This is a genomic window from Rhizobium changzhiense, assembly GCF_013087625.1.
In the GTDB taxonomy this organism is placed as follows: domain Bacteria; phylum Pseudomonadota; class Alphaproteobacteria; order Rhizobiales; family Rhizobiaceae; genus Rhizobium; species Rhizobium sophorae.
On record NZ_JABFCQ010000003.1, the window covers coordinates 812736 to 829690 of the forward strand.

Here is a 16955-nt window from a genome sequence, read left to right on the forward strand (position 1 = left end):
CCTCGCTTCGGCAATACAGGGCGCATGGACACAAAATTCATTGGTAAAAAATCGGCGGCAGCCGGCGGCTGGGGCGCTTTGAAGAGCTGCGGGAAGCGGTTGCTTCAAAGCGGTATGCCGATATCCGGGGCGCGGACGATGCTGAAGGCGAACCAGCCGGATGGTTTCGATTGCCCTGGCTGCGCCTGGGGCGATCCGGAGCACGGATCCTCGTTCGAGTTCTGCGAGAACGGCGTGAAGGCCGTCGCCTGGGAGGCGACGGAGAAGCGGGCAACGCCTGCCTTCTTCGCGGAAAACACGCTGTCGCAGCTTCGCCAGCTGACGGACTACGAACTGGAACTCAATGGCCGCCTCACGCATCCGATGCGCTACGATGCGGCGAGCGACCGTTACCTGCCGGTCGCATGGGAGGATGCTTTTGCCGAGATCGGCAGCATTCTGAGGAGTCTCGATAGTCCCAACCGGGCGGAATTCTACACGTCGGGCCGGGCGAGCAACGAGGCGGCCTTCCTCTACCAGCTGTTCGTGCGCGTCTACGGCACCAACAATTTTCCCGACTGCTCCAACATGTGCCACGAGGCGAGCGGCATTGCCATGCGCCAGGCGGTCGGTGTGGGCAAGGGTACCGTGTTGCTGGAGGATTTCGAAGAGGCCGACGCGATCTTCGTGATCGGGCAGAACCCGGGCACCAACCATCCGAGGATGCTCGGCGACTTGCGCCGGGCGGCGATCCGCGGCGCGCGTGTCGTCGTCTTCAATCCCATCCGCGAACGCGGCCTGGAGCGCTTCTCCGACCCGCAGGACAAGATCGAGATGCTGCGCGGCGGTTCGACTGATATCGCCAGCCTTTATCTGCAGCCGCAGCTCGGGGGCGACATGGCCGCGGTGCGCGGGATGGCGAAGGCCGTGCTGGCTGCGGAAGATGCAGCCGTCGCTGCCGGTCTGCCCTCCGTTCTCGACCATACATTTCTCGCCGAACACTGCGCGGGTTTTGCGGAATACCGGGCAGCGGTCGAGGCGACCAACTGGGCCGAGATCGAGGACCAGTCGGGACTGAGCCGGCAGGAGATCGAACGGGCGGCCGATGTCTATATCAACGCCGAGCGGGTGATCTGCACCTGGGCGATGGGCGTGACCCAGCATCTGCATTCCGTGGCGACGATCCGCGAGATCGCCAATTTCATATTCCTGCGCGGCAATATCGGCAAGCCCGGTGCCGGCCTTTGCCCGGTGCGCGGCCATTCCAACGTGCAGGGTGATCGCACCGTCGGCATCAATGAAAAGCCGTCGGACGATTTCCTCGATGCGCTGGAGAAGCACTTCAACTTCACCGTTCCCCGCGAACATGGCCACAATGTCCTTGCCGCGATCGGAGCGATGCTCGATGGCTCGGCTGAGGCTTTCATCGGGCTTGGCGGCAATTTCGCCCGCGCCACCCCCGACAGCGCACTTGTTGAAAAGGCGCTGCGGCGGCTGAAGCTGACGGTGCACATCGCGACCAAACCCAACCATTCGCATCTCATGCCCGGCGAGACGGCCTTCATCCTGCCGTGCCTCGGGCGCACCGAGATGGATCTGAACACGGCGGGCAACTCCCAGCTCATAAGCGTCGAGGATTCGATGAGCATGGTGCATGGGTCTGCCGGCATCAATCGCCCGGCTTCGCCGCATCTCCTCTCGGAAGTCGCCATCATTGCCGGCATTGCGCAGGCGACGGTCGGCTCCGCCGTGATCGACTGGTCAGGGCTTGCCGACGACCACGACCGAATCCGCGATCATATCGAGGCGACCATTCCAGGCTTCGAAAATTATAACGCGCGCCTGCGCAAGCCGCGCGGTTTCCACCTGCGCAACACAGCCGCCCACAGGCAGTGGGATACGCCGGCAGGCAAAGCGTCATTCTCTTCCGAGCCGCTTCCGGAAGAGACGGTGCATCAGCGGGCGCGAAAGGGTGAGGGGCGCTTTGCCCTGCAGACCTTCCGATCGCACGATCAATACAATACGACGGTCTACGGCCTCGATGACCGATATCGCGGCGTTTACGGTGAGCGCCAGGTCATCTTCATTCATCCAGCCGACCTGAAGGCGATGAATGCCGAAGCCGGTGACCGGGTCGACGTGGTCGGCGAGCATGATGACGGTATCGAGCGCATCGCCGAGAATTTCCGCTTTGTGCCCTATGACATTCCGCGAGGAAGCATCGCGGGCTACTATCCCGAACTGAACGTGCTCGTGCCGCTTGGCAGCGCAGGTAGGGAAAGCGATACGCCCACCTCGAAATCGATCATGGTGTCCTTCCGCCGGCGAAAAGCCGTGTGAGCGAAGAGGCGTCCGACGTCGATCGCTTTCTTGCCCTTGTCGCTGCGGCGCAAGGCAGGGATATCAGGCTGACATCCATACAGGCCGGTCTTCTGGTCGCCGCGGAATTGGGGATTGCGCGTGACAGCCGCACCTTTGCGCGCATGCTCGGGATCGCGCATTCTCTCGTGCTGAGGGAACTCAACGCCCTGGCGGAACGCGAGGGCGTGCTGCAGATCGTCAAGCGGGATTTGAGGACGATGAGAGTGTATTACACATTGCCGCCGGGTGACGAGACCTAAACCCCTTGCATTATCGCCGGATCACGCGCTTCCTGGTGTCGGAAGGGTATTCTCCGTATGTGTTTTTATAGACTGCGGAAAACCGGCCGAAATGAAAGAAGCCCCATTTGAGGCAGATGGCCTTCATGGTCTCCTTGCTCTCGGGATCGAGCAGATCCTGGCGCGCCGCACGCAGACGAAGGGTCAGTAGATAGGCGGCGGGAGAGGTTCCCCTGAAGGCACGAAAACCGGTTTCGAGCGCCCGGCTGGAGACGCCGGCGGCTTCCGCCACCTTCGTCATGGTGATCGGTTGATCGATATGGGCGTGCATGAATTCGATCGCCCTGCGGACATGCCGGGGCGCGATCAGGGCGGGGCCGTTCTCCAGGAAATGCGACAGCCGGTGCGGTACCAGGCGCACGACCAGATCGGCCAACGCCTGCGTCATATGCGCCATGGCGATCGGCGACTGCAGCAAGGGGCCATCGTCGCGCATGCCTGAGATGATTGTCTCTGTAAGATTACTGATCAGCCGGCCTTCCGGCTTGGACAGATCCAGTTCGGGCAACAGGTCGAGGGAGCCGCTGAACGGCATTTCGAACGTCTGGCCGATCGTCTGCAGGATGACGGGCCAGTTGATCAGCAACTCGTCGATGACGTTCGATTGCCCATGCATGATGACGCTGTCGGGCTCGAAATTGTTATAAAGAAGCAATTTTCCTTGCCCGGCCTCGGCGATGCGGGATCCATAGGTGACCCCCATGCCGCCGCTGCGCGGCACGACGATCGACAGATACTCCGACGTATCGACGGTCGGCTCGATATTGAACTGAAACTCCGCCTCATGATAGCCGGTGAGCAGGACGGCCTTGTCACAGACGGAGAAATCCAGCCCCCAATGGAAGTCCTTGGCGCGGCCGACGGGCTCGGCATCAAATGCGCCAAAAGCGCCGCCCAGCGTTTCGACCATGTTGTCGAAGGACGAACCACTAAATCGAAATGAAAATGGGGGAGGGCTATTTTCAGTCATGCTGCTCCCATTGTTCGATCTGGCTGTTTCGGTGTGCTCTTTTCCACTGCTCGCTGGTGCCAGCGCGACGCGCGGCCGACCCGAATGTCGGATTTGTGCGCGTACCTCTGCCAGCCTTGCCGGTCGTCATGGATGGTCGTCCCCTGCCGCGGCGCTTCATCAGAGACCGCAGACGGACTGGATGAGCGGAGCATGCCAGTATATTAGATGATTATAATTTATAGTGAAGCGGCTTGCCGCCGAGCCGGTGGATTTCCGGGCGGCATCGGCATCGACACCAGCGGCTTTCGGCAGCCGATGCAGTCCGAATTCGGGCGTGGCGGGCGTCAAAAAGACCAACCCGTTGAATGCATTATCGATCGTATCCATCCAGCGCAGATTTGTCGCCCAGACGACAGGAGCTGACAGAACCCGCTGGAATAGGCAAGACGTCAAGCTGCCGGTTATGATGACAACCCGCTGATAAAACGATTACGCTAAAGGAATGAATCTACAGCTGTATCCGCCACGACACAGAATTAACGGCGGCGATCTTGCCGAGATGCACTTCATTCTGAAGTCCATGGAGAACGCCCCATTCGAAGCCGCGCAGTCGCCCGCCGAAGGTTCTTAGTGGACCGCTTAAAGAGGGCCTTCGGCAGGCGACAGGCATGCAGGCATACGCACGGGATGGAGCGCGTATGTACGATCCCTTCCATCCTGTTGGGGGGTGATGGGATGGACGGGCTTGGCTTTGGGACCGCAAACCATCATGGCCTTGGTCGAGTTTCATCTTACTGTTCCTTAGCTATGGAGCAATTGTCGGGTCCCGATTTTGTCGGCCAATCGGCTTTTCGTGACGCAGTCTGGACTGATCTTGCGCAAAATGTATATGAACCAGCGCCGCTGAAGCCGCCTGTTCCGCGCAATGAACTGCGCAAAGTGGATAGAGATCTTTAGTTTCTCATTTGGCACGAAAGATGGAACGCCGGCATGATGCCGCCGGGCGCGATGCGTTCGTTTCTTTGAACTGAGCAATGATTTCTCAACACGCCTATGTCGACGTCAAGACTCTCTGTTTCCGCGATGCTCGCCGCGCCCGCGCAGGCCGATCAGCGAAAAACAGACGCGGTAAGAGTTTTGACATCGTGATCCCCGGCGTCGGGCGGCCGACATCCCAGTTCCGGAGATGGCGACGTGCCTCGCCAACGAAACGGAAAGGCGGCCGCATTTGGAGCGTCAAAGTGCGACCGAGAGGGCGCTGTCGCGTCGGGGAGCCACCTCCTGCGAGTTTACCATTGCGCCCGCGAGCTGGCGGAAGGTGACAAGCCCCAAGGCTTCCCCGGATGGTGAAACCACCCTGGCATCGTCGTGCGCCGCCGATGCCAGGATCCGGACGGCGTCTTCGACGGTCGTGCCTGATGCGATCGTCAATCCGCCTGGCACCGCACTGGAATGCAAGGATGTCATGACGGCATCGACCTGGATGACCCGGCCTCGATTGACCTCCTTGACGAAGTTGGCGATGTAGGCGTCGGCCGGACGCAGAACGATGTCCTGGCTGGTGCCTTGCTGGATGACTTCGCCATCGCGCAGGATCGCAATCTGGTCGCCCAGCCGAAGGGCTTCGTCGAGATCGTGGGTGATGAAGACGATGGTCTTCTTGATCTCCTTCTGAATGTCGAGAAGGACCGTCTGCATATCCGTGCGGATCAAAGGGTCGAGCGCCGAATAGGCCTCGTCCATCAGCAGAACGGGCGCATCGTTCGAGAGCGCTCGCGCCAGCCCGACGCGCTGCTGCATGCCGCCCGATAGCTGGTTGGGATATTTGCTCTCGAAGCCCTTCAGGCCGACCCGCTCCAGCCAGCCCATGGCGACGTCGACGGCTTTCGAGCGCTCCATGCCCTGCACTTCGCGGCCGAAGATAGTATTGTCGAGAACGTTCCGGTGCGGCAGAAGCGCAAACTTCTGAAACACCATTGCCGTCTGGTGCCGGCGAAACGTCCGCAATTCGGTCTCGTTCATTTTCACCACATCGACGCCGTCGACAAGCACTTCGCCGGCGGTCGGATCGATCAGACGGTTGATGTGGCGGATGAGCGTCGATTTGCCCGACCCCGAAAGGCCCATGATGACCTGGATGCGGCCCGAGGGTATCTCGACATTGATATCTTTCAGGCCGAGCACGTGGCCGTGCTTTTCGTTGAGCTCGGTCTTCGACAATCCCTTTTTGACGGCATCGACATGAGCGCCAGGATTGGGACCGAAGATCTTGTAGAGGTGGCGGATCTTGATGCCGCCGAAACGTTGATCAGCCATGGACGATCTCCCGATGCTTCTGGAGCCGTTTGCCATACGCCTGGCTGACCCGGTCGAAGATGATGGCGATGCCGACGATGGCAAGGCCGTTGAAAATACCCAGGGTGAAGTACTGGTTGGCGATGGCCTTCAGAACCGGCTGGCCAAGGCCCTGGACGCCGATCATCGAAGCGACGACCACCATGGCGAGCGCCATCATGATGGTCTGGTTGATGCCGGCCATGATGGTGGGAAGCGCCAGCGGCAGCTGGACCTTGAACAGCTTCTGCGAGCTCGACGTGCCGAACGCATCGGCCGCTTCGAGCACGTCCTTGTCGACCAGGCGGATGCCGAGGTCGGTTAGCCTTATCATCGGCGGGATGGCGTAGATGACCACGGCAATCAGTCCCGGCACCTTGCCGATGCCGAGCAGCATGACGACAGGGATCAGATAGACGAAGCTCGGCATGGTCTGCATGACGTCGAGGATCGGATTGATAACACGCTGCAGCCGGTCGGAACGCGCCATCAATATCCCCATCGGAATGCCGATGGCGATGGAGAGCACGGTACAGACGAAGATCATCGAGACCGTCCGCATCGTATCGTCCCACATGTCGAAATAGCCGATCAGCAGCAGTGTGACGAGACAGCCGAAGACGATCTTCAGGCTGCGGCTCGCAAACCATGCGATGACGAGGATGATTGCCGTAATGATCGGCCACGGCGTCTGCGTCATGAAGCGGTCGGCGGCGATCAGGAAATGCTGCAGCGGGGAGAAGAGGCTTTCGATCGCGTCGCCATAGCTGCGGGTAAATGCGCGAAAACCGTCATCGATCGCCTTCTTCAGATTGCGAAGGGCATCGTCATCCATATGCGGGAATTTATAAAACCATTCCATTCGGTTCCCCTTTTTTCTTCAAAGAGCCGTGGCAGTCTTTTTGATTTTATCGGCAGCGAGAGGCGGTGCGCATTAAGCGCACCGCGGTAGTCGGTGTTAGAGCATGATGCCGAAAAGTGTGAGCGGTTTTCGGACGACATCATGCTCCAACTATTTAGCTTAGAACAGGATTCAGATTTTAGGCCGAACAGGCCTAAAATCATCCTGTTCTAGAGAGCAGCTTCGATCTTCGCGGCTGCCTCAGGCGAGACCCATTTGGTCCAGAGGTCCTTGTTTTCTTTGAGGAAGTGCTTGGCACCGTCCTCGCCGGTCGCCTGGTTGTCGGTCATCCACGCCATGAGCTTGTTGACCGTGTCGTTGCTCCAGGAGCGCTTCGTCAGGTAGTCCATGACATCAGGGCCGACCTTTTCCGAGAAAGGCTTTGCAACGAGGGTGACGATCTTGTCGACCGGCCATGCATTCGGCTTCGGGTCGGGGCAATCGGCGACGGTATTGCAGCGCTTCCATTCGGCGGCATCGTTCGGCACGCCGGCTTCGAGCTTGACCATCTCATATTTGCCGAGCAGCGCGGTCGGCGCCCAGTAATAGCCGGCCCAGCCTTCCTTGCGTTCGTAGGCCTTGGAGATCGAACCATCGAGGCCGGCAGCCGAGCCGGTATCGACGAGGGTGAAGCCGGCCTTCTCGGCTTCGAAGGCCTTGTAGAGCTGCGTGGTCACCACGGTGCCGCCCCAGCCTTGCGGCCCGTTGTAGATGGCGCCCTTCTTCGGATCCTCGGGATCAGGGAAGAGTTCCGGATGCTTCAGCACGTCGCCGATGGTCTTGATGTCGGGATGGGCATCGGCCAGATATTTGGGAATCCACCAGCCTTGGACGCCGCCATCTGGCAGCGGAGAGCCGACCTGGACGATCCGGCCTTCTTCCGTTCCTTTCTTGACGACATCGGGCAGCAGGTCGATCCAGGCTTCCGGTGCGATGTCCGGCTGGCCCTTTTCGGCCATCGAGGTAATCGTCGGGACCGTATCGCCGACGGTGATTTCGGCCTCACAGCCATAACCTTCGTTCAGGATGAACTTGTCGAGGTTGGAGAGAACCTCCGCACTCTGCCAGTTCATGCTGGCAATGGTGACAGTGCCGCATTCGGCGGCGCTGGCGAAAGATGCCCCGCCGATCAGGCCGAACGTCAGACATGTCGATGCAAGTAGTTTTTTCATTCTCGTTCCCTCTGTTTAGCGGCCGATTTTGCCGAGCGGGGCGCCGCAGGACCCGCTCCAACGGTTGTCAGGAAACGTCTCCCATACTCACCGATTTCTTGAATGCCGCCGATAGTCCCTCCGCAACCGAAGCGTCGAACCCGGCCGCGCGCATGCCTTCGATGGCCGCCGCAGTGGTTCCGCGATAGCCGACAAAGGTTTGAACAACGTCATCGGGACATTCGTCGCGGCGCTCCAGCAAGCGGCCGGCGCCCGTGATCACCGTGTTGACGGCGCGGCGCGCAATCTCCGCCGGCAGGCCATTTGCGATGGCGTCGCTCATCATGGCGGCCGCGAGCAGTGCCGGCAATGCCGGTCCGGACCCGGAAAGGCCGGTGAGGTAATCGATGTCGCTTTCCCTTGCGACCTCGTCCTCAGATCCACATGCCTGAAAAATCGCGCGGACGAGCGCCCGGTCGTCTTCGGTGACATCGCTCGCGCCAATCCACGGCGTATAGGACCTGGCCACGTCGGCGGCGGCGTTCGGCAAAGCGCGGACGACGCGACCGGTCTTGTGGCGCTCGGAAAGTGCGCCCAGGCGGATGCCCGCCATGACCGAGATGACGAGCTTGCCGCCGGCATCGACATCAAGAGCATGCCAGTCATCAGGGCGGACGGAGAGAAGGATCACGTCCGAGCGGTCGGCAAGCGCCTGATTGTCGGTGGTCAAAAAAGAATTCGGGAAACGGCGCGGCTGCTCGCTGCGATAGGAGAGGGAGAGATTTCGAGGTTCGACCAAGCCGGCATCAAGGATCGAGCCGGCGATCGCGCCGCCAAGCCAACCGCTGCCGCCAATGATGCCGATCCTCAAGGAAACGCTCATCCCGGCCTTCCCTAACCCGGCCTGTAGCCATGCCGAGAGAAGAAGCGATCGAGCTCCCTCTGCTGCGGCACTTCGCCGGTGTAGATCGCGATATATTCGGGAATCCGTTTCATGCGGACGGCGAGTTCCTCCTTGGACTGCATGGAGATGTATCCGATCTGCACGAGGTAAGTTGTTCGCGCTCGGACATCTGATGTCGCTTCTGGTAGCCCGAACCGGATAAACATCCGCTTGAGGGCTTCCAGCCGAAGCTGATCGGCTTGCCGGACTTCGGCGAGAATCTCGTCGGACTGCAGCGCCCAGCTGCGCACGGCGAATTCGAACCTGGCGTCGAACAGATCGTTGTTGAGCCAGCAGTCGAAGACGTTGAGCATCGCCTCGGCAAGCGATTCCGCGTAGGCTTCGGACTGCTTGACGATGTTGCCGGTGTTTTTGTCGCGCCAGCGCGCCACGAGCGCGGCCAGCAGCTCTTCCCGATCCTTGAAAAACCAGTAGAAACTCGTGCGCGAGAGGTTGAGCTTCTTCGCCAGCGGTAGAATTTTCACCGAATCCACGCCGGAATCCAGCAGCGAGTGGTAAGCTGCCTCCAGCCATCCCTCCTGTGAGCCGCGCCAGCCAGTGTCGTTCAAAGCCTGATCCATGGGCTATCTCCTATCAAATTATCAAGCCGCGCACAACAAAAATGTACATAAGTGTCGAAAACGACGACCCAAATGTTTTCAATATTGACACATATGTACATTGTGCTTAGCGTCTCCTCTGACGTTTTTAATCCGGAACCACGGCCCATGTCGAACGATCCCCTTCTTCAGCCCTATCAGCTCAAGCATTTGACGCTACGCAACCGTATCATCGTGACCTCCCACGAGCCGGCTTATCCGGAAGACGGCATGCCGAAGGAGAGGTATCGCGCCTATACGGTGGAGCGGGCAAAGGGCGGCGTGGCCTTGACGATGACGGCAGGCTCGGCCGCGGTTTCCAGGGACAGCCCGCCGGTCTTCAACAACCTGCTCGCCTACAAGGACGAGATCGTGCCCTGGATCCGGGAAATGACAGACGCCGTGCATGAAGAGGGTGCGGCGATCATGATCCAGCTCACCCATCTCGGCCGGCGCACGCGCTGGGACAAGGGCGACTGGCTGCCTGTCGTGGCGCCGTCGCATCATCGCGAGGCGTCCCACCGCTCCTTCCCGAAGAAGATGGAAGATTGGGACATCGAGCGCATCATCAAGGATTTCGCCGACGCTGCCGAGCGCATGAAGGCGGGCGGCATGGACGGTGTCGAACTAGAAGCCTACGGCCACCTGATCGACCAGTTCACGTCTCCGCTCACCAACGAGCTCGACGGCCCCTATGGCGGCTCGCTCGATAACCGTTTGCGCTTCTGCCTCGATGTCTTCAAAGCGATCCGGCAAAGGGTGGGGAACGAGTTCATTCTGGGCGTGCGTTATACTGCCGACGAATGTCTTCCCGGTGGCACCGGTAAAGGTGACGGCATCGAAATCTCCAGGCGCCTGAAGGAAAGCGGCCTGATCGATTACCTGAACGTGATCCGCGGTCACATCGATACCGATGCGGGTCTCACCGACGTGATCCCGATCCAGGGCATGGCGAATTCACCGCATCTCGATTTCGCCGGCGAAATTCGCGCCGCAACCAACTTTCCGACCTTCCACGCCGCGAAAATCCCTGACGTCGCCACCGCGCGCCACGCGATCGCCTCCGGCAAGGTCGACATGGTCGGCATGACCCGCGCCCACATGACCGACCCGCATATCGTCCGAAAGATCATCGAACAGCGGGAAGACGATATTCGCCCCTGTGTCGGCGCCAATTACTGTCTCGATCGCATCTACCAGGGCGGGGCGGCCTTCTGCATCCACAATGCCGCCACTGGCCGCGAACTGACCATGCCGCATATCGTGGCGAAGGCCGACGCCAAGAAAAAGGTCGTCATCGTCGGCGCTGGCCCGGCCGGTTTGGAAGCGGCGCGCGTCGCCGGAGAACGCGGCCACCAGGTCGTCGTTTTCGAAGCAGCGAACCATCCCGGCGGTCAGATCCGGCTCACCGCTCAAAGCGAGCGCCGCAGGGAAATGATCAGCATCATCGACTGGCGCGTGAGCCAGTGCGAGAAATACGACGTCACCTTCCACTTCAACACCTGGGCGGAAGCCGACACCATCGAGGCCGAGAATCCCGATGTCGTCATCATCGCGACCGGCGGCCTGCCGCATACCGAGGTCCTTGCCAGCGGCAACGACCTGGTGGTCTCGTCATGGGACATCATCTCCGGCGACGTGAAGCCTGGAACCAACGTGTTGATCTTCGACGACGCCGGCGATCATGCCGGCTTGCAGGCGGCAGAGTTTCTCGCCAAGGCAGGCGCCAAGGTCGAGATCATGACGCCGGACCGGTCCTTCGCGCCCGAGGTCATGGCCATGAACCTGGTGCCCTATATGCGCTCTCTGCAGAAGCATGACGTGACCTTCACAGTCACCTATCGTCTCGAAGCCGTCGAGAAGAGCGGCAACCAGCTCGTCGCGCATGTCGGCAGCGATTACGGCGGGATTGCCAGGCAGCACAGCTTCGACCAGATCGTCGTCAATCATGGGACCATTCCGCTCGATGAGCTCTATTTCGAACTGAAGCCCAGCTCGAGCAATCTCGGCGAGATATCGCACGACCAGCTTCTTTCCGGAGAACCCCAGTCCGTCATTCGCAATCCTGATGGCAAGTTCCAGCTATTCCGGATCGGCGATGCGGTCGCCGCACGCAACACGCATGCCGCCGTCTATGACGGGCTGCGCATTGCGAAAGATATCTGATCGCAAGAGCGGACCGCTTGCCGGCCGATCGTCTCGGGAGGTGATGACATGAGTTTACGCAATGAAGGCCTGCAGATTTTCGTGGATGCGGCTTTCATGGCTTTTGACCAGTTCGCCAAGGCCCCGGAAGCCCGCCGCTCGGTCCGTCAGATTTTTGCGGCGCTCGAGCGCCCGGGAGCCGCGCGGGCGGGAGAGGGAAGCCGATTGCCCGTGTGCGCTCAGCTTGATGTGGCGCTCTCGATCGATACGTCCTATCCTTCGCTGACGCGATTGATCGACGGCTTCAAAGGCATCGAGCCAATGCTTGAATGGCGTCGGCGCACCAAGTATGACCACACGGCCAGCGACAATTTTGTCGATGGACATGCCAATGCGATGATCATCGGCCCGGGAGGATTGGAGGAGCGGAGCGACCTGTGGATCGGCGTGACGTTGATGGCGCCGCAGGTGCGCTATCCCGACCACGTTCATGCGCCAGAGGAGGTCTACCTCGTATTGTCCGAAGGAGAGTTCCAGCAGGGGGAGGGAGACTGGTTCTCGCCAGGTATCGGCGGATCCTTCTACAATGTCCCTGGCATCAGACATGCCATGAGGTCGCTCGACACGCCGCTCTTCGCCTTCTGGGCATTACTTGCCGAACGGCCAGCAGTTTAGAAATAAAGGGGGGTTGCCCATGAAGATACTCGTCCCAGTCAAACGGGTTGTCGACTACAACGTGAAGATCCGGGTAAAGTCGGATGGCACCGGTGTCGAGCTTGCCAATGTGAAGATGTCGATGAACCCGTTCGACGAGATCTCGGTGGAAGAGGCGTTGCGGCTGAAGGAAGCCGGCAAGGCCGAGGAAGTGGTGGTGGTGTCGATCGGTCCGGCCAAGGCCGAAGAGACGCTGCGCACCGCCCTTGCCATGGGTGCCGACCGGGCGATCCTGGTCGAGACGGACGATCAGATCGAGCCGCTCACCGTCGCCAAAATCTTGAAGGCTGTGGCCGATGCCGAACAGCCGGGGCTGATCATCGTCGGCAAGCAGGCGATCGACGACGACAGCAACCAGACCGGCCAGATGCTGGCAGCACTGCTTGGCATGCCCCAAGCGACCTTCGCCTCGAAGATCGAGATCGGGGATGGCAAGGCAACCGTGACCCGTGAAGTCGATGGCGGCCTGCAGACGATCGAGATCAAGCTGCCGGCGGTCGTCACCACCGATCTGCGCTTGAACGAACCGCGCTATGCCTCGCTGCCGAACATCATGAAGGCGAAGAAAAAGCCGCTCGACAAGAAGACGCCGAGCGACTTCGGTATCTCCACCACGCCGCGGTTGAAGGTGTTGAAGACCGAGGAGCCGTCGGGCCGCAAGGCCGGCGTCAAGGTCAAGTCGGTCACCGAACTGATCGACAAGCTCAAAAACGAAGCCGGCGTGCTGTAATCAGCTGGGAACAGGAGCAATCAAATCATGACCATTCTTCTTCTGGCTGACCACGACAATGCAAGCCTTTCCGATCAGACCGCCAAGGCGCTGACGGCAGCCGCAAAGATCGCCAAGGAACAGGCAAGCGACATCCACATTCTCGTTGCCGGCAAGGGCGCCAAGCCCGCCGCCGATGCCGCCGCCAAGCTTGCCGGCGTCTCCAAGGTGCTGCTGGCCGAAAGCGACGAACTCGCCAACAATCTGGCCGAACCGCTGGCCGACCTGATCGTCTCGCTGGCTGGTAGCTATGACACGATCCTGTCTGCCGCCACCTCGGTCGGCAAGAACGTGCTGCCGCGGGTCGCTGCCCTTCTCGACGTCGCCCAGGTCTCGGAGATCATCGAGGTGATCTCGTCCGATACCTTCAAGCGGCCGATCTATGCCGGCAATGCCATCCAGACGGTGCAGGCGAGCGATGCCAAGAAGGTGATCACCGTGCGCACCGCCTCCTTCGCCTCTGCACCGGAAGGCGGCTCAGCAACGATCGAGGCGATCCCGGCGGTTTCCGATCCGGGGCTTTCGACCTTCGTCGGCGATGCGCTGTCGGCCTCCGATCGTCCGGAACTGACCTCGGCCAAGATCATCATCTCCGGCGGCCGGGCACTCGGCTCGGCCGAGAAGTTCAGGGAAGTCATCCTGCCGCTCGCCGACAAGCTGGGGGCTGCCGTCGGCGCATCCAGAGCCGCCGTCGATGCCGGCTATGCGCCGAACGACTGGCAGGTCGGCCAGACCGGTAAGGTGGTGGCGCCGCAGCTCTACATTGCCTGCGGCATTTCAGGTGCCATCCAGCATCTGGCCGGCATGAAGGATTCGAAGGTGATCGTCGCCATCAACAAGGACGAGGAGGCGCCGATCTTCCAGGTCGCCGACTACGGATTGGTCGCCGATCTCTTCGAGGTCCTGCCGGAATTGCAAAAGGCGCTCTAGCGGGGGAGACCGAACGTGGCGCGCGTCGTGGGACGTCCAATCAAACCTGGTGCCGACCTTCTTCTCAACGATGACGAGAAGCCGGCATACATACGGCTGCACGACATCGGGAGGGAAAGACGTTCTCGGCCGCTGCAGGAATTCCTCAATGATGTCGGCGGCCTGATGCTGTCGGCGGAGGCTCCTGCCGTCGCCAGTTTCGTCGCGGGCAAAGTTCTCCAGAGGCTGCTCAAGACCGGGAAGGTGCGTCCGGAGGGCGGGCCTCTTCCCGGCGCGCCCGAGGGGCTGGATGACGCCATCGGCCATCTTGCAAAATCGGGACGGAAATACGAGGCGATCGCCGGCCAGTTCCAGAGTCTCGCCGATAAGCTGCTCTGGAGACGCGGCCGCTCCGGTCCATTCGCAAGCCTGAATTTTGGCAATACGCACTCCCATGCGGTCTTGGTCGGTCCCGGCGGTATGGAGGAACGCGCCGATCTCAGGGTCGGCGTGATCTATATGGATCGCTACACAAGATTTCCCGATCATGTTCAGACGCAGCCCCGCGCCTTCATTCTGCTTTCGCCGGGCGAAATCCGCCTTGGCGATTCCGAGTGGTTCTCCGCCGATGTCGGCACGGTCTTTGCGAACGACGCCGGGCAATCCTTCGCGATAAGATGCACAGCTCGGCCGCTGCTGGCGGTCTGGTGCCAGATTGAGCGGGAGACGTGATGGGGTCCTTGGCGACAATGGGTCCGAGATGAACGAAAAGCGCGAACGCCAGAGCTTGAAGTCTCGGCGATAACGCAGCGAAGCAGATCGGCGAGAAGCCGGTCGATCCGAATATGCAGCATCAGAATTCAATTTAAGAGGAAGGATATCAAAATGGACGTTCGCGCCGCCGTTGCCGTTCAGGCAGGAAAACCGCTCGAAGTGATGACCGTTCAGCTGGAGGGCCCGCGGGCCGGCGAAGTGCTGGTGGAGGTCAAGGCGACGGGCATCTGCCACACCGATGATTTCACCCTGTCGGGCGCCGATCCGGAAGGCCTCTTCCCGGCCATTCTCGGCCATGAGGGTGCTGGCATCGTCGTCGATGTGGGCCCTGGCGTCACTTCGGTGAAGAAGGGCGACCACGTCATTCCGCTCTACACCCCGGAATGCCGCGAATGCTATTCCTGCACCTCGCGCAAGACCAATCTCTGCACGTCGATCCGCGCGACCCAGGGCCAGGGCGTGATGCCGGACGGCACCTCGCGTTTCTCGATCGGCAAGGACAAGATCCATCACTATATGGGCTGCTCGACCTTTTCGAACTTCACCGTGCTGCCGGAGATCGCCCTTGCCAAGGTCAATCCCGACGCGCCGTTCGATAAGATCTGCTATATCGGCTGCGGTGTCACGACCGGCATCGGCGCCGTCATCAACACCGCCAAGGTCGAGATGGGCGCAACGGCCATCGTCTTCGGGCTCGGCGGTATCGGCCTCAACGTGCTTCAGGGTCTGAAGCTTGCCGGTGCCGACATGATCATCGGCGTCGATATCAACCCTGACCGCAAGGCATGGGGCGAGAAGTTCGGCATGACGCACTTCGTCAATCCGAAGGAGGTCGGCGACGACATCGTGCCCTATCTCGTCAACCTGACGAAGCGCCACGGCGACCTGATCGGCGGCGCCGACTATACGTTCGACTGCACCGGCAACACCAAGGTGATGCGCCAGGCGCTGGAAGCGAGCCACCGCGGCTGGGGCAAGTCCATTATCATCGGCGTTGCCGGCGCCGGCCAGGAAATCTCCACCCGTCCGTTCCAGCTGGTCACCGGCCGCAACTGGATGGGCACCGCCTTCGGCGGCGCGCGCGGGCGCACCGATGTGCCGAAGATCGTCGATTGGTACATGCAAGGCAAGATCCAGATCGATCCGATGATCACCCACACCATGCCGCTCGAAGACATCAACAAGGGCTTCGAGCTGATGCATGCGGGCGAGAGCATCCGCGGCGTGGTCGTGTACTGAGCCATGAAGACGATCTCGACCGAAAATTCTCATGGCGGCACTCAGGGCGTTTACGTCAAACGCTCAGATGCTTGCGACTGCGACATGACCTTTGCGGTATTCCTGCCGCCGCAGGCCAAAGCGCGGAAGCTGCCGGTTCTATGGTACCTTTCCGGTCTGACCTGCACCCATGCGAACGTCATGGAAAAGGGAGAGTATCGGCGTCTTGCCGCAGAACTCGGCATGATCGTCGTCTGCCCCGACACCAGTCCGCGGGGCGATGCCGTCCCGGACGAACCGGATAACTGGCAGTTCGGCAAGGGCGCCGGCTTTTATGTCGATGCCACCGAGCCGCCATTCGCAAAGAACTATCGGATGTACAGCTACGTCGTCGATGAATTGCCGAAGCTTATCGCCGCAGAGTTTCCGGTCGACATGACGCGACAGGGGATCTTCGGTCACTCGATGGGCGGACACGGCGCGATCACGATTGCGCTCAAGAATCCCGAACGCTTCGGCAGCTGCTCGGCCTTCGCGCCGATCAGTCATCCCTCGGTTTCCGGCTGGTCAAAGCCGGCTTTCCGGAAATACCTCGGATCGGATGAGACGGCCTGGCGGGCATATGATGCCTGCTCGCTGATCGAAGACGGGCACCGGTTCCCGGAATTCCTCGTGGACCAGGGGACGGCGGATAGCTTCCTGGAGGATGGATTGCGCCCCGAGGAGCTTAGGCAAGCCTGCGAGACGGCCGGCATCAGCCTGCGGCTTCGCATGCAGGAAGGCTACGGCCACTCCTACTTCTTCATTTCGACATTCATGGAAGACCATCTGCGCTGGCACGCGCGGAGACTGGGAGACTGATTGCAGAGCTTGGCCGGGCATATCGCAAACGGCCCAGAAGGGGAGG

15 protein-coding genes are annotated in these 16955 nt (G+C 60.7%); 9 read left to right on the top strand and 6 right to left on the bottom strand.

Annotation, left to right across the window (positions count from 1 at the left end; all coding sequences use genetic code 11):
• The first annotated feature begins 24 nt into the window (after nucleotides 1-24).
• Together G9X68_RS18845 and G9X68_RS18850 are read left to right on the top strand one after the other, a co-directional pair.
• The gene (locus tag G9X68_RS18845) at nucleotides 25-2319 is read left to right on the top strand and encodes an FdhF/YdeP family oxidoreductase (protein WP_171603673.1); all 2295 of its coding nucleotides are present in this window, start codon (nucleotides 25-27) and stop codon (nucleotides 2317-2319) included.
• Entirely contained in the window at nucleotides 2316-2600 is a 285-nt protein-coding gene (locus tag G9X68_RS18850; RefSeq protein ID WP_171603674.1) for a hypothetical protein, read from the top strand. Before G9X68_RS18845 ends, G9X68_RS18850 begins: the two co-directional genes overlap by 4 nt.
• A gap of 10 nt (nucleotides 2601-2610) precedes the next feature.
• Here the strand turns inward: G9X68_RS18850 and G9X68_RS18855 are convergent, their stop codons facing one another.
• From G9X68_RS18855 to G9X68_RS18880, 6 genes are all read right to left on the bottom strand, one after another.
• Nucleotides 2611-3609: an AraC family transcriptional regulator gene (locus tag G9X68_RS18855; RefSeq protein WP_171603675.1), complete on the bottom strand. Its 999-nt coding sequence runs from the start codon at nucleotides 3607-3609 to the stop codon at nucleotides 2611-2613.
• 1218 nt (nucleotides 3610-4827) lie between these two features.
• Nucleotides 4828-5907, bottom strand: coding sequence for a quaternary amine ABC transporter ATP-binding protein (locus tag G9X68_RS18860; protein ID WP_171603676.1), 1080 nt, complete (start codon nucleotides 5905-5907; stop codon nucleotides 4828-4830).
• Nucleotides 5900-6787: an ABC transporter permease gene (locus G9X68_RS18865; RefSeq protein ID WP_130705087.1), complete on the bottom strand. Its 888-nt coding sequence runs from the start codon at nucleotides 6785-6787 to the stop codon at nucleotides 5900-5902. Before G9X68_RS18865 ends, G9X68_RS18860 begins: the two co-directional genes overlap by 8 nt.
• A gap of 209 nt (nucleotides 6788-6996) precedes the next feature.
• A complete protein-coding gene (locus G9X68_RS18870) occupies nucleotides 6997-7998 on the bottom strand; it encodes an ABC transporter substrate-binding protein (RefSeq protein WP_171603677.1) in 1002 nt (333 codons plus the stop codon).
• A 67-nt stretch (nucleotides 7999-8065) separates the two neighbouring features.
• Nucleotides 8066-8860: a pyrroline-5-carboxylate reductase family protein gene (locus G9X68_RS18875; protein WP_171603678.1), complete on the bottom strand. Its 795-nt coding sequence runs from the start codon at nucleotides 8858-8860 to the stop codon at nucleotides 8066-8068.
• Between the two features lie 11 nt (nucleotides 8861-8871).
• Entirely contained in the window at nucleotides 8872-9501 is a 630-nt protein-coding gene (locus tag G9X68_RS18880) for a TetR/AcrR family transcriptional regulator (RefSeq protein ID WP_168315892.1), read from the bottom strand.
• 147 nt (nucleotides 9502-9648) lie between these two features.
• On the opposite strand from G9X68_RS18880, the gene G9X68_RS18885 reads away from it, so the two are divergent.
• The 7 genes from G9X68_RS18885 to fghA all read left to right on the top strand — a co-directional run bounded on the left by G9X68_RS18885 (nucleotide 9649) and on the right by fghA (nucleotide 16909).
• Nucleotides 9649-11685, top strand: coding sequence for an NADH:flavin oxidoreductase (locus G9X68_RS18885; RefSeq protein WP_171603679.1), 2037 nt, complete (start codon nucleotides 9649-9651; stop codon nucleotides 11683-11685).
• Between the two features lie 48 nt (nucleotides 11686-11733).
• Nucleotides 11734-12339, top strand: a complete 606-nt coding sequence (locus tag G9X68_RS18890; protein WP_171603680.1) for a dimethylsulfoniopropionate lyase — start codon at nucleotides 11734-11736, stop codon at nucleotides 12337-12339.
• A 19-nt stretch (nucleotides 12340-12358) separates the two neighbouring features.
• Nucleotides 12359-13108, top strand: a complete 750-nt coding sequence (locus G9X68_RS18895) for an electron transfer flavoprotein subunit beta/FixA family protein (protein WP_171603681.1) — start codon at nucleotides 12359-12361, stop codon at nucleotides 13106-13108.
• Between the two features lie 27 nt (nucleotides 13109-13135).
• Nucleotides 13136-14077 carry an electron transfer flavoprotein subunit alpha/FixB family protein gene (locus G9X68_RS18900; protein WP_171603682.1) on the top strand — a complete coding sequence of 314 codons (942 nt, stop codon included), beginning with the start codon at nucleotides 13136-13138 and terminating at the stop codon, nucleotides 14075-14077.
• A 15-nt stretch (nucleotides 14078-14092) separates the two neighbouring features.
• Complete coding sequence (locus G9X68_RS18905) at nucleotides 14093-14788, top strand: dimethylsulfonioproprionate lyase family protein (RefSeq protein WP_171603683.1); 696 nt, start codon at nucleotides 14093-14095, stop codon at nucleotides 14786-14788.
• A gap of 153 nt (nucleotides 14789-14941) precedes the next feature.
• Nucleotides 14942-16069 (top strand): S-(hydroxymethyl)glutathione dehydrogenase/class III alcohol dehydrogenase, encoded by a 1128-nt coding sequence (locus tag G9X68_RS18910; protein ID WP_171603684.1) that lies wholly within the window; start codon nucleotides 14942-14944, stop codon nucleotides 16067-16069.
• A gap of 3 nt (nucleotides 16070-16072) precedes the next feature.
• Nucleotides 16073-16909, top strand: coding sequence for an S-formylglutathione hydrolase (gene fghA, locus G9X68_RS18915; RefSeq protein WP_171603685.1), 837 nt, complete (start codon nucleotides 16073-16075; stop codon nucleotides 16907-16909).
• The last annotated feature ends 46 nt before the right edge of the window (nucleotides 16910-16955 follow it).

Excerpts from the sequence above, each read along its gene's own strand:
- G9X68_RS18845 (WP_171603673.1), top strand. The coding sequence starts at position 25 with ATGGACACAAAATTCATTGGTAAAAAATCGGCGGCAGCCGGCGGCTGG.
- G9X68_RS18855 (WP_171603675.1), bottom strand. The coding sequence starts at position 3,609 with ATGACTGAAAATAGCCCTCCCCCATTTTCATTTCGATTTAGTGGTTCG.
- G9X68_RS18860 (WP_171603676.1), bottom strand. The coding sequence starts at position 5,907 with ATGGCTGATCAACGTTTCGGCGGCATCAAGATCCGCCACCTCTACAAG.
- G9X68_RS18865 (WP_130705087.1), bottom strand. The coding sequence starts at position 6,787 with ATGGAATGGTTTTATAAATTCCCGCATATGGATGACGATGCCCTTCGC.
- G9X68_RS18870 (WP_171603677.1), bottom strand. The coding sequence starts at position 7,998 with ATGAAAAAACTACTTGCATCGACATGTCTGACGTTCGGCCTGATCGGC.
- G9X68_RS18875 (WP_171603678.1), bottom strand. The coding sequence starts at position 8,860 with ATGAGCGTTTCCTTGAGGATCGGCATCATTGGCGGCAGCGGTTGGCTT.
- G9X68_RS18880 (WP_168315892.1), bottom strand. The coding sequence starts at position 9,501 with ATGGATCAGGCTTTGAACGACACTGGCTGGCGCGGCTCACAGGAGGGA.
- G9X68_RS18885 (WP_171603679.1), top strand. The coding sequence starts at position 9,649 with ATGTCGAACGATCCCCTTCTTCAGCCCTATCAGCTCAAGCATTTGACG.
- G9X68_RS18890 (WP_171603680.1), top strand. The coding sequence starts at position 11,734 with ATGAGTTTACGCAATGAAGGCCTGCAGATTTTCGTGGATGCGGCTTTC.
- G9X68_RS18895 (WP_171603681.1), top strand. The coding sequence starts at position 12,359 with ATGAAGATACTCGTCCCAGTCAAACGGGTTGTCGACTACAACGTGAAG.
- G9X68_RS18900 (WP_171603682.1), top strand. The coding sequence starts at position 13,136 with ATGACCATTCTTCTTCTGGCTGACCACGACAATGCAAGCCTTTCCGAT.
- G9X68_RS18910 (WP_171603684.1), top strand. The coding sequence starts at position 14,942 with ATGGACGTTCGCGCCGCCGTTGCCGTTCAGGCAGGAAAACCGCTCGAA.
- fghA (WP_171603685.1), top strand. The coding sequence starts at position 16,073 with ATGAAGACGATCTCGACCGAAAATTCTCATGGCGGCACTCAGGGCGTT.